The sequence below is a fragment of the Candidatus Brachybacter algidus genome, assembly GCF_016707225.1.
Lineage (GTDB): Bacteria > Bacteroidota > Bacteroidia > Chitinophagales > Saprospiraceae > Parvibacillus > Parvibacillus algidus.
On sequence record NZ_JADJID010000002.1, the window covers coordinates 627,475 to 640,083 of the forward strand.

Genomic DNA, 12,609 nt, shown 5'->3' on the forward strand with positions numbered 1-12,609 from the left:
ATGATTTAATAACTCAAGTTTCGGCAGTCAAATTTGTTTTTTTAAGGATAAATTTGAATAATAATAATTTTAGATGGTAGAAGGTAGATTTTAGATGGTTTTCCATTAATAATATGAAAATTTTGTCTTATAAATCAATAAAAGAAAAATTATGAATCAATTGACTAAACTCCATCTAACATCTAACATCTAACATCAGCCATCTGCCTTTGTTTCTTAACTGCCGAAACTTAAGTTTAATAATTAAAAAAAGCACCTCAGATGTTGGTCCGAGGTGCTTTTTTATATCAGAAAGCGGTTAATTATTTTATAATTCACTTTTTAAACTCACAATATTTGCCAAGCTATCAGCTAACTTCTTACGCTCCTTCTCAAGTACTTCTGCCGGTGCATTGTCTACAAATTTCTGATTTTCCAATTTCTTATTCAAGGAAACAACAAAACCTTCAAAATACTTGATTTTCTCAAGGATTTGTTCGCGCTCTTCCGATTTATTACCACTGCCTTCAGGTAATTCCACGAAGATTTTGATCGTGCTGATAAGCGCAGTTACTGTTTGTTCCTGTATTAAATCATTTTTGTCCTTTACTTCAACGAATGCGATACTTTCAATTAATGACTTGAATCCATTCAATGCAATATGCTTGTCATGATCTCCTTCGAAAAACACCGGTAGGATATCTCTTTGCTTAAGACCGTTTTTATTGCGGATGTCTCTGATTTGACTGACAAAATCTTTAAAGAATTTGAAACTTTGTTGCAAGCTTTCATTTTTTTCAATTACAGCCGGGTAAGTTGAAACGATGCAATCTTGCTCTTTTTCTGCATTGACATTTTGGAAAATTTCTTCAGAAATGAAAGGCATGAACGGATGCAGAATGATCATCAGATCACTTAATAATTCCCTGGCTTCCTTTAAAGTTTCGCTATCTATCGGGGCCTCAAATGCAGGCTTGATCATTTCAAGGTAGTAAGCACAAAAATCATCCCAAATCAGTGAATAAATAAGAATAAGGTTTTCTGAAAGTCGATAGGTGTCAAAATTGGATTCAGTTTGAATTAATGTTTCGTTGATCGCCTGCTTCATGAAATCATAGGAGAGTCTGTTTTTAGCCCGAATGGTTAAATCCAATTCTGAAGTTACTTCCCATGAAGTTACCAGACGAAGTGCATTCCACATCTTATTGCAAAAGTTACGACCTTGTTCGCACAGTTTTTCATCAAAAAGAAGATCTCCTCCCGCCGGAGATGACGACATCATTCCAAATCGCACTCCATCAGCACCATATGTATCTATTAGGGCCAGTGCATCGGGAGAGTTGCCAAGAGATTTACTCATTTTACGGCGTTGCTTATCCCGAACCATACCCGTGAAATAAACGTCATTAAAGGGTTTTTCTTGCTTCCATTCATAATTCGCCATAATCATTCTTGCTACCCAGAGAAAGATAATATCCCATCCGGTCACCAACACACTTGTGGGTACATAGTAATTATATTGCTCCTCATCATCAAAGCCATTAAATACAGTGATCGGCCACAACCATGAAGAAAACCATGTATCCAATACATCTTCATCCTGACGCAATAAACTTATATCAAAATCAGCCCCAAACTTGGACTTCGCCTTAGCATCAATTTCTTCTTTATCTAATCCTACGAATACATCCTCTCCATAATAATATGCGGGAATTCTGTGTCCCCACCATAATTGCCTTGATATACACCAGTCACGGATATTATCCAACCAATAAGTATAGGTATTGACTTGATTTTTTGGAAAGAAATTTATATCCCCTGATTTTACACCATCTAAGGCTGGTTCGGCAAGAGACTTCATATCTACAAACCATTGAAGGCTTAATTTAGGTTCTACTACTGCATTCGTTCTCTCAGATCGGCCGATATTTGTTTTATAGTCTATCGTTCCATCCACTAAATCTGCTTCTTCCAGGAGTTTTATTATAGACTTTCTCGCTTCAAACCTATCCTGTCCGATCAATATCTGCGCCTTGTCATTTAAAGATCCATCATCATTCAATATGTCGATGACTTCAAGATTGTGTTTTTTGCCGAGTTCGTAGTCATTGATGTCATGGGCAGGAGTGACCTTCAGTGCTCCGGTTCCAAATTCAATATCTACATAGTCATCGATGATGATGGAGATAGGTTTATTGATTAGTGGGATAAGCACGCGCTTACCAACCAAGTGTTTATATCGTTCATCATCCGGATGAACTGCAATAGCAGCATCTGCCATTATGGTTTCCGGACGTTGGGTAGAAATGACAATGCTTTGGGAGGGATCTTCCTCCAGTACATATTTTAATTTGTAAAGTTTGGCGTTTTCTTCACCATGTATTACTTCTTCGTTGGAAAGTACAGTCTGAGCCTGGGGATCCCAGTTGATCATGCGCAATCCACGGTATATCTTGCCACGATTATAGAGGTCCACAAAGGCTTTCAAAACTCCTTTGCTTCTCACATCATCCATCGTAAATGATGTCCTATCCCAATCACACGAGGCACCAAGCCTCTTTAATTGATTTAAAATAATGCCACCATATTTATTTGTCCATTCCCAGGCGTATTTCATGAACTCATCACGTGAAAGGTCGGACTTCTTTAGCCCCTTTTCTTCTCTTAACCATTTTACCACTTTTGCTTCAGTAGCGATGGATGCATGATCAGTGCCTGGGACCCAGCAAGCATTTTTGCCTTTAAGTCTAGCCCTTCTGATGAGGATGTCTTGAATAGTGTTGTTGAGCATATGTCCCATGTGCAGGATGCCGGTGACATTGGGCGGGGGGATGACGATTGAAAAAGATTCCCTTTCATCAGGTTCCGAATGAAAATAACCTTTAGATTCCCAATATTGGTACCATTTACCTTCTATCTCTTGCGGTGTATATGTTTTGCTTAATGAAGACATTGCTTTTCTTTAATTAAGGTGCAAAGGTAGGATATTTATTTTTTATAGTTTAAGCCCCTGCCTTCAATTAATATTAAAGAAAAAGGCAACAATGCTTTTGAACATTGTTGCCTCATTTTCAAATATGTGCATCAAGTAATTACTTTCTACGAGTAGGTTATTTTTGTGTTTTTTTAACAGTTGTTTTTGTGGCTTTTTTTGAAGCTTTTCCAGATTGTTTTTCTTCTTTAGAAATAAAACCATCTTTGTTAGTATCCAACTTTTCAAAGTTGTTTATATAATATTGGTTGCCACTTTTGTATGCTTCATCGTGGCTTATCTTGCCATCATTATTGGCGTCAAGCTTAGGATTGCTGTCTTTATTTTTCTGTGGCTGAGGAGTTGTATTAACATAGTTTTTTGAAGACTTAAGTTCTTCTCTGGACACACTGCCATCTTTATTGGTATCTATTCTATCAAAATTTCCAGTAAACCTTTCATTATTACTCTTCATAGCTTCATCCTTACTGATCTTGCCATTCTTATCCAGGTCTAACTTGTCAAACAATTGGCCGTTATTACTTTTTACAGGTTTTACGCCATGGTTGGTGTTTGATGGTTTGCCTTCCGCGATTTTTGTTTCCTGAGCAGATGCAACATTTAAAGTACCGGCGATTAAAACTAAGAATAAACTGTTTTTTACTACTTTCTTAATCATGTCTTTTAATTAATTTTTAAAATTCAAATAAAGGTTCCATCTTCTTAATGGTTGCCTTTTGAGGATAATGAACGTTTCGATGTTTTGTGAAATTTCATTTTAAATCACAATGATACGTTATCAAGTTTGAATACCAAATAGAAATGATGGAATTGTTAGATTTGTATCCGTAAATTTAAACATGAAAAATAAAAGGCGATGGTTACTGATTTGTCTGGTTATGACGCTGTTCGGTTTTTATTTTATACTCCCTGCGCAGTTGTTCAAACCAAAATATAGCACTATTCTGGAAGATAGGTCAGGCAATTTACTTGGAGCCCGAATAGCAACTGACGGACAATGGAGATTTCCTCCTGAGGCGGGAAGAGACACAATAGACCTCAGGTACATACAATCTGTAATCCAGTTTGAAGACAAAAGTTATTATTGGCATTTTGGGGTAAACTTACGGGCACTAATGAGAGCAGTAGTGCAAAATATTCGTCATAGGAGATTTATATCAGGAGCTTCTACGATCTCAATGCAGACCATTAGTTTGTATCGTGGGCACAAAGCACACAATATTTTAGACAAAATTTGGGAAATAATTTTGGCGATCAGACTCGAGTGCTCTTATTCAAAAGAAGAAATACTCAAAATGTATGCTGCTCACGCACCTTTTGGGGGTAATACAGTGGGTTATGGAGCTGCAACATGGAGATATTTTGGAAAACACAACAAGATTCTCACATGGGCTGAAGCTGCACTATTGGCTGTATTGCCTAATGATCCCGCACTAATTCATTTGTCTAAAAACAGAAATGCATTATTATTAAAGCGAAATCGTTTGTTAATATCAATGAGTGAATCCGGCATTTTAGATAAGGCCAATCTTGAATTATACCTTGAGGAGCCATTGCCGGACCGACCTTTTGACATGCCCAATATTGCACCACACCTTTTAGCTTCCATGAAGAAAGAAATTGGTAGGGATTATCTCAAGACTAGCTGTGATATTCAAATGCAGAAAAAACTATCTGCTCTCTTGAAAACAAATAGCAGTAGCTTACTCGCCAATCAGGTCAATAATGCCGCCATACTTGTCGCAGAAATAAATACAGGAAATATAATAGCCTATGTAGGCAATATCGAAGGAACAGGTCAGGATCATGGTGAACAGGTAGATATCATTCAATCCAACAGAAGCACCGGAAGCTTACTAAAACCATTTCTTGCCATGCTGGCGATTCAGGAAGGTAGAGTTACCACTAGAACATTGTTGACCGATATTCCCATTAATATCGATGGATTTAAACCTGACAATTTTACTTATGATTATGAAGGTAGTGTACCTTTAGCAGATGCCCTCCGCAAGTCGCTCAATATTCCATTTGTGTTATTGCTCAAGGACTATAATATCAGCAGATGCCTTCAGGGCCTGCGTAATTTAGGGTTGACAAAGTTAAGTAATTCAGCTGAGCACTATGGTCTTTCTCTCATTATCGGAGGAGGAGAATCCAGCTTGTGGGAGCTATGTGGAGCCTATGCTTCATGCGCCCGCATCCTTAAAACATTTACTTCTTCATCTGGAAGATATAGTTCTCATGACATTCATCCACTTATGATGTCTGAAAATAAGCAAAAATATGAAGCAGTGGAAAAAAGCCCAACGGTGATGGATGCTGGTGCTGTTTGGCAAGTCTTTGAAGAATTAAGCCAAAATACAAGGCCCGGAAGGTTTGAACAGTGGAAAGAAACTAATAAGAAAACAAAGATCGCATGGAAAACTGGAACTTCCATAGGATTTCGAGATGCCTGGTCCATCGGTGTTAGTAGTAATTATGTGGTAGGAGTATGGATCGGCAATGCTGATGGAGAAGGCAGGCCTGGAGTCATCGGACTTGAAACTGCAGCGCCATTGTTATTCGAAACCTTCAACATCCTTCCAGCCAGCGATTGGTTTGTAACACCTTTTGACGCTTTAAAGAAGAATGTAATATGTGCTAAAAGCGGATTGTCTCCCAACGAAGCGTGCAGCATAGATACGATTTGGACATGTAAGCACATTCAGCAACTCCCTGTTTGTCCTTATGATCAATTCATTTCTCTGGATGAATCCGGAAAATACAGAGTAAATGGCAGTTGTTACGATCCATATAAGATGACCAAGCAATCATTTTTTATTTTGCCGCCATCGCAGCAGTTTTATTATGCAAGAAAGCATCCCCAGTATAAGCAGCCACCCTCATTCATGGAAAACTGTCTCGATAGGAATCCTGTTTCTCACCATCAAATGCAATTTATTTACCCCAATAATGTTAAAAAACTGTTTTTACCGATGGATCTGAATGGTAAATTAAATCCGGTTACCTTTGAAGTGGCACATGTCGGGAGCCATTCTACCATCTTTTGGCACCTGGATAATCAGTTTCTTGGGACAACCAAAGATGACCATAAATATACGCTTGTTCTGCCGTCTGGCCATCATGAAATGACCTGCGTCGATGACAAAGGAAATAGCATCAGCACACGGTTTGAAGTATTGCTGTCCACTGGAAAGTAAAATTTAACATAATTTTATATTACGATTAATCATAATATTACATACCTTTATATAATAAAGCTAGATAGACATCGTTAATTATTTCCAATGCGTGTCGTTCTTCTCATCACCTTTCATTTTTATTTCCATCACTTTTTTGGACAATAAAGTATGCATTCATCAAATTTATTTTAGGGCATTCATCCTTTCAAAAAACTGTAATTTTTTAACCAAACAAATCGATTTATTATGTTCAAGAGTAAAGTTTTTATTTTTCTAAGTCTTATGTCTTTCGCCATGGTATCATGCACCCCTGATGCGGACGAGATCCTGGAAGCAACAAGTCTTCCAATGAAAGGCACCCAATCTGTGCCAACTAATACCTCAACAGGAACTGGAATCATCAATGCCAAATTCAATAAATCAACAGGTATTCTGGACTATACAGTTACCTGGAATGCTTTAACAGGTCCTGTGGTAGGAATGCACTTTCATAAAGCAGCTCGTGGCTCTAACGGACCGGTAGTTAAGAATATCCAATCTTCAGGAAGTGCTACAGGCTCAGTAACACAATCATGGACTGTGCCTGATTCACTGCAAACAACTTTAGAACAAGGTGGCTTATATGTCAATATACATACTGATGGTTATCCTGACGGAGAAGTACGAGGACAGGTGGAATTCTAAATATCAGAGCCTAGAATCTAGACAATTGACCATTAAAATCTATCTATAAATGTAATATAGAGAGAGATCTTAGATTGAGTAAATAAAAATGGTGAGCTTTTTGACTCACCATTTTTATTATTTTTCTTTAGCTTCCTGATCTTTTAGAAACTGATAATGTGTGGGAAAAGCTGCACTGCCGTTATGATAAAACTTGCCTGAGTAGGTCAAATTCATCTGATAGTTCTTGATGAAGTTGATAAAAAAGGCATTGAGTTCTTCTGTTTTGATATTTCTAGAGTTCGGTTTAAGATAATACCCTATATAATCAATTTTACCATTCTTGTTCCAGTATACATTCATCCACAACTTTATGCCTTTGATATCATAATCTAATTTAATAGCATAAACTTCCATCTCGGCTAACATATTCATCCATTTGTCATATGCAACATCCATATCATTCTGGCAAACCTTCATAAGGAGATTGGGATAGTTTTTATTGAGCGTGTTCATCATATCTTCATCATCTCCCAATAAGAACACCTTTGGCCCCAATGAGTCAACTGCAATTGATGCGTGACCTGATCCGATCGAAAAAACACTTAAAAGAAAGGTTAATAAAATCAGATGTTTTAATTTCATTCGATAATTAATTTAGGGGAAAACAACAAAGATAATAAATACAAACTTAATATTCTATTCAGCAACTTAAACGCTGTGTAGTCAAGAATTATCACATTGTGGTAGTTATATTATAGTTAAAAGATGGGCTTTAGATTCTAGACGCTAGAGATAGACACTAGATGCTAGAGGTCAAAGTCAGAGGTCAGACACTAAACCTATTTCCGTTGAGTGAATACAATTCAATTGTGTATTATTCTATTGAAAAAATAAAAACACTTTTAAACAGCCAATGGCCAAAAGCCGAATGCTACTTCACCTGTTCCGAAGTCTTCCCAAATCTACGTTCCCGATTCTGGTAGTCATTGATGGCAAGGTAGAATTGTTCTTTACCAAAATCCGGCCACATCACGGGCGTGAAATAAAACTCTGTGTAAGCCATCTGCCAGAGCAAAAAGTTTGAAACTCTGTGTTCACCGCTTGTTCTGATTAGGAGTTCAGGGTCAGGAATGTCATGGGTATATAATGAGGTGGATATCAGATTATCATTTATTTCTGATAATTGAAGTTTTTCCTCCTTGACAGCTATCGCAATTTTTTTAACCATAGTTGTTATCTCCTCTCGACCACTATAATTGAGGGCAAGAACCATAGAGAGGCCTGTATTATTGCTTGTTTCTTCTATACCTTTTTCTAAGGCTTTTCTACTAGCGGAAGGTAATCCATCGAGATTGCCGATAGCCTTAAGCGATATATTATTCTTCATCATAGTGGCTATCTCCTTATTGATCGTATCCACCAATAATAACATGAGTGCCTCTACTTCGAATTTAGGTCGGTTCCAGTTTTCTGTTGAAAAAGCATAAAGTGTGAGATATTTTATGCCCAATTCAGCAGCAGCTTCTGAAACTTGTCGCACGCTATTGACGCCATTTGTATGACCGAATACTCGTGCTTTGCCATGTTGCTTAGCCCAACGGCCATTCCCATCCATGATAACAGCTACGTGTTGAGGTAGTCTGGATTTATCAATAGAGTTCAAAAGGTCGCTTGCTGACATAGTTTTAAATAAATTCTTTCGGCAAAAATATCATTTTATATGGGTTTGAGGCGTTATCTTCATGTTCAAAATCAAATTTATCGACAAAGGAGTTGACGCACCCGTGATTTTCAACATGCATATTTTATTTCAAAAACGATTTTACCATATTTAAAAAGAAAAAATGAAGATTTTTCAGATAGTTATTTTTATTGTTTTAGCTGCGCTGGTTTATTTCATATATCAATTCATGTATATGAAGCCTACTTTTATGGTAGGTGAAAAAATTCCAGATTTTCAAACTAAAACCATTGATGGCAAAAAGTTCTCAATGGATGAATTGAAAGGCAAACTTGTACTCATGGAATTCTGGGGCACCTGGTGCGGACCTTGTAGAAAACAAATGCCGGAATTGTCTAAACTATACCGGACTTATCGCGATTCTTTGCATGGTACTTTCGAGATAGTAAGTCTAGCTATGGATGATGACACGACGGTGTTAAGAAATGTGATTAATCAAGATACAATGATTTGGCCATATCACTTGCGCGAACCACAGAATGGCGGTGAGATCACCAGCTTATTCCAAATCAAACAAATACCAACTTCTTACCTACTTAACGATCAAGGCCAAATCATTCGTGTAAATCCAACAATCGATGAATTGAAAGATCTTTTGATGAAAGTGGATAATGTACATTATAGTAAGATGAAGGCGAAGAAGAAGGAGGAGGAAGAGGGGAGAAAATAGATGCTAGAGGCTAGTGGTCAGTCTTCAGTGGTCAGTCTTCAGTATTTAGAAACAAGTAGTCAATAATCTCCGCAAAAAAAATAATAATTAACATTAACAATTAACAATTAGAATATTGATTTTAAAAGAAATAATAGCATATCTGGAAGATCACGCTCCGCTGAATTATCAGGAGTCATATGACAACAGTGGTCTGATCGTAGGTGATATCTATTCAGAGGTCACAAGTGCAATCGTGAGTCTTGATGTTACCGAAGAGGTAATAGACGAAGCTTTGGAAACAGGTGCTAACTTAATCATAGCACATCATCCGATTGTATTCAAAGGATTGAAGACATTTACCGGAGATCATTATGTGCAGCGGGTGGTGATGAAGGCAATAAAAAACGATGTCGCCATTTATGCCATACATACCAATCTGGATAATGTTTTGTTGGATGGGGTTAACAATAAGATCGCAGATAAAATTGGATTATTCGATACTTATGCTCTAGTCCCTTATCCATCCTTGACTGTACCTGAAAGACCAAGGGGATCCGGTCTGATAGGTGAACTGAAATCCGAAATGGAGTGGAGTGTGTTTTTACATACTTTAAAACAAAAGATGGAGATCAATGTTATAAGATACACGAAACCAATAAGTTCTACGATAAAAAAAGTGGCAGTTTGTGGTGGATCAGGATCATTTCTGCTTCCTCAGGCAATTACAGCAGGTGCCGACGTGTTCATCACTGCAGATTTTAAATATCATGAATTTTTTGAGTCAAATGACCGGATAATGATCGCAGATATTGGCCATTATGAGAGTGAACAATTCACAATTGAATTAATTAAAGACTTGATAATCAAAAAATTTAGTAATTTTGCGGTTCGTTCGACTAGAATAATTACAAATCCAATAAATTATTTATAAATATTATGGCAAAAAAGGAATTAGGCGTTAATGAAAAGCTTAGATTGTTATACGATCTTCAACAAATTGATTCCCAAATTGATGAAATTAAAATCTTAAAGGGTGAGCTTCCAATGGAGGTAAGTGATCTTGAAGATGAAGTTGCCGGGTTGGAAACAAGGGTGACTAAAATAGAAACAGCCGTTAAGGGCATGGATGATGAAATAAAAAATCATCAAAACAATATCAAAGAGTCAGAAGCACTGATCGCCAAATACGAAAAACAACTGGATAAAGTTAAGAATAACAGGGAGTTTGACGCATTGAACAAAGAGATCGAAATGCAAAGACTTGAGATGCAATTGTCAGAGAAGAAGACCAGAGAGATCAAGACCCAAAAAGATCTTAAAGCTGATACATTGGTTGGCGCAAAAGAACGCAAAGAAAATAAAGAGAAAGATCTTCAACAAAAATTAGTTGAGTTGAAAGAGATCATCTCCAAAACTGAAAAAGATGAAGATAAGCTTCAGGTTGTTTCAGAAAAACAACAGAAGAAAATCGAAGAGCGTCTGCTTAAGGCTTACCAAAAGATAAGAAATACTTATCGTAACGGTCTTGCGGTAGTTAGTGTAGAGCGTAATGCATGCGGTGGTTGCTACAATGCAATTCCACCTCAGGCTCAGATGGAGATCGGTCTTTCCAAGAAAATTTTGGTGTGTGAGCACTGTGGACGTATCCTAGTAGATAAGGCGACGATCCTTGCTGAAGAAATGTCAGAAGCATAGTCTCTGTATTTTCATAAAACATTAAAGCCTCAAATACATGAACTAATACTTGTGTTTGAGGCTTTTTTATTACACATCCTTTCTGACAATATATTCATCAGCTAATTTCACTTTACAAAAATTGCCAGATATTAAAGGTTATATATATTTTTTGATCCTGACTTTAGGAATGATGGCTCCCATGCCCATTTATTCCCAAACTAAAGTAATTAAATTTACTCCTGATGCCACCGCTGCCTATCAGATGGTCATGCAGCTTCGACTCAATGAAGCTCAACAGAAGATCAATCAAATTAAAAAGGAGGACCCCAATAATGCTGTTGTCTACTTCTTGGAAAATTATATTGACTTCTTTACCATATTCATCGGTGAGAACAGCCCAGACTTCAAAAAACTAAAAGAGAATAAGGACAAACGGTTGGAGATGATTAGTAAGACTGACCCAAAGTCTCCTTATTATCTGTATTGCAAGGCAGAGATCAATTTGCAATGGGCACTCGTCCGCTTGAAATTTGAGGAATATACAAAGGCATTTTTCGAAGTGAAATCTGCCTATAGTGATCTGCAGGACAATTCACGAAAATTTCCAGGATTTGTAGCCAATAAGAAGAGTTTGGGTGTGCTTCACGCAGCCATAGGTACCATACCTGATGAGTATAAATGGGGTGTATCCTGGATCGGTGGCATGAAAGGCACGATAGATCAGGGTATTGGAGAATTGGAAGCAGTGATCAATTACGGCAATAAAAATGAATTTTTGTTTAAAGATGAGTCCGTCGTCATGTACGCCTTCGTCATGCTTCACCTTAACAATAAACCTGAGAAAGCCTGGCAAGTGATCTCTACAAGTAAGATAGATCCTAAGACGAGCCCCCTGGCTTGTTTTGCCATAAGCAACATAGCTATCCGCACAGGAAGAAATGAATTGGCGATTAAATACCTGACTTCAAGACCAAAGGGAGCTAAATATTTCCCATTTTTTTACCTGGATTTCATGTTGGGTGTGGCAAAACTACATAGACTGGATGCAGATGCGGCGGACTATTTGGAGATTTATATCAAAAATTTTAAAGGTAGAAATTATATCAAGGAGGCCTATCAAAAACTTGCCTGGAGTTATCTGGCTAACGGTAATCTGACAGGTTATACGTTGAATATGGCGAATGTACTTAAGTACGGAAAGGATCAACTGGATGAAGACAAAACAGCTCAGAAGGAGGCAAAAAGTGGTATTTCGCCACATCCACTATTGTTGCAGTCACGACTTTTATTCGATGGTGGATATCTGGTCAGGGCATATAAATTATTGAATGCGACGAATGAATCCTATTTCAAATCGGTGAATGACCGGCTCGAATACAACTATCGAAAGGGGAGAGTAGCGCATAGTTTGAAGAATTATATCGAAGCTTTACAATATTATACTCAAACGATTGAAAAAGGAAAAAATTCATCGAGTTATTTTGCCTGCAATGCAGCCCTCAATGTGGGATTGATCTATGAGGCCCAGAATAAAACTTCCCTTGCTAAGCAATATTACAATTTGTGTTTGAGTCTTCAGCCATCGGAGTATAAGTCTAGTTTGCATCAGAAGGCGAAGGCGGGGTTGAATAGGATGGAGTAGGGGGAATTGTTAATTGTTAATTATTATTTTGATATTTCGTATAGAAGGGTAAGGTTTAAAATTTCATATCAAACTGTC

10 protein-coding genes are annotated in these 12,609 nt (G+C 37.4%); 6 read left to right on the forward strand and 4 right to left on the reverse strand.

Annotated elements, in window-relative coordinates:
- Positions 1 to 307: 307 nt before the first annotated feature.
- Together IPI15_RS08515 and IPI15_RS08520 are read right to left on the reverse strand one after the other, a co-directional pair.
- On the reverse strand, positions 308 to 2,932 hold the full coding sequence (locus IPI15_RS08515) for a valine--tRNA ligase (RefSeq protein ID WP_287401752.1): 2,625 nt from the start codon (positions 2,930 to 2,932) through the stop codon (positions 308 to 310).
- Between the two features lie 157 nt (positions 2,933 to 3,089).
- Positions 3,090 to 3,629, reverse strand: a complete 540-nt coding sequence (locus IPI15_RS08520; protein WP_287401753.1) for an EF-hand domain-containing protein — start codon at positions 3,627 to 3,629, stop codon at positions 3,090 to 3,092.
- Between the two features lie 181 nt (positions 3,630 to 3,810).
- Here IPI15_RS08520 and pbpC point away from each other — a divergent pair, with 181 nt between their 5' ends.
- Both pbpC and IPI15_RS08530 read left to right on the forward strand, forming a co-directional pair.
- The gene (pbpC, locus tag IPI15_RS08525; protein ID WP_287419891.1) at positions 3,811 to 6,171 is read left to right on the forward strand and encodes a penicillin-binding protein 1C; all 2,361 of its coding nucleotides are present in this window, start codon (positions 3,811 to 3,813) and stop codon (positions 6,169 to 6,171) included.
- A gap of 228 nt (positions 6,172 to 6,399) precedes the next feature.
- On the forward strand, positions 6,400 to 6,837 hold the full coding sequence (locus IPI15_RS08530; RefSeq protein ID WP_287401755.1) for a CHRD domain-containing protein: 438 nt from the start codon (positions 6,400 to 6,402) through the stop codon (positions 6,835 to 6,837).
- Between the two features lie 117 nt (positions 6,838 to 6,954).
- Here IPI15_RS08530 and IPI15_RS08535 read toward each other — a convergent pair whose 3' ends face one another.
- Entirely contained in the window at positions 6,955 to 7,461 is a 507-nt protein-coding gene (locus IPI15_RS08535; RefSeq protein ID WP_287401756.1) for a hypothetical protein, read from the reverse strand.
- Between the two features lie 289 nt (positions 7,462 to 7,750).
- A complete protein-coding gene (gene uppS / locus IPI15_RS08540) occupies positions 7,751 to 8,500 on the reverse strand; it encodes an undecaprenyl pyrophosphate synthase (protein ID WP_287419892.1) in 750 nt (249 codons plus the stop codon).
- Positions 8,501 to 8,663: 163 nt separating this feature from the next.
- Between uppS and IPI15_RS08545 the strand changes: the two genes are divergently transcribed.
- The 4 genes from IPI15_RS08545 (at position 8,664) to IPI15_RS08560 (ending at position 12,531) form a co-directional block, all read left to right on the forward strand.
- Positions 8,664 to 9,230: a TlpA family protein disulfide reductase gene (locus tag IPI15_RS08545; RefSeq protein WP_287401758.1), complete on the forward strand. Its 567-nt coding sequence runs from the start codon at positions 8,664 to 8,666 to the stop codon at positions 9,228 to 9,230.
- Between the two features lie 115 nt (positions 9,231 to 9,345).
- A complete protein-coding gene (locus IPI15_RS08550; protein ID WP_287401759.1) occupies positions 9,346 to 10,143 on the forward strand; it encodes a Nif3-like dinuclear metal center hexameric protein in 798 nt (265 codons plus the stop codon).
- Between the two features lie 5 nt (positions 10,144 to 10,148).
- Positions 10,149 to 10,907 (forward strand): zinc ribbon domain-containing protein, encoded by a 759-nt coding sequence (locus IPI15_RS08555; protein ID WP_287401760.1) that lies wholly within the window; start codon positions 10,149 to 10,151, stop codon positions 10,905 to 10,907.
- A gap of 121 nt (positions 10,908 to 11,028) precedes the next feature.
- A complete protein-coding gene (locus tag IPI15_RS08560; protein ID WP_287419894.1) occupies positions 11,029 to 12,531 on the forward strand; it encodes a tetratricopeptide repeat protein in 1,503 nt (500 codons plus the stop codon).
- The last annotated feature ends 78 nt before the right edge of the window (positions 12,532 to 12,609 follow it).

What these genes read in the sequence shown, in the direction of transcription:
- uppS (WP_287419892.1), bottom strand. Translation starts at nt 8,500, where the DNA reads ATGTCAGCAAGCGACCTTTTGAACTCTATTGATAAATCCAGACTACCT.
- IPI15_RS08520 (WP_287401753.1), bottom strand. Translation starts at nt 3,629, where the DNA reads ATGATTAAGAAAGTAGTAAAAAACAGTTTATTCTTAGTTTTAATCGCC.
- IPI15_RS08545 (WP_287401758.1), top strand. Translation starts at nt 8,664, where the DNA reads ATGAAGATTTTTCAGATAGTTATTTTTATTGTTTTAGCTGCGCTGGTT.
- pbpC (WP_287419891.1), top strand. Translation starts at nt 3,811, where the DNA reads ATGAAAAATAAAAGGCGATGGTTACTGATTTGTCTGGTTATGACGCTG.
- IPI15_RS08555 (WP_287401760.1), top strand. Translation starts at nt 10,149, where the DNA reads ATGGCAAAAAAGGAATTAGGCGTTAATGAAAAGCTTAGATTGTTATAC.
- IPI15_RS08530 (WP_287401755.1), top strand. Translation starts at nt 6,400, where the DNA reads ATGTTCAAGAGTAAAGTTTTTATTTTTCTAAGTCTTATGTCTTTCGCC.
- IPI15_RS08535 (WP_287401756.1), bottom strand. Translation starts at nt 7,461, where the DNA reads ATGAAATTAAAACATCTGATTTTATTAACCTTTCTTTTAAGTGTTTTT.
- IPI15_RS08515 (WP_287401752.1), bottom strand. Translation starts at nt 2,932, where the DNA reads ATGTCTTCATTAAGCAAAACATATACACCGCAAGAGATAGAAGGTAAA.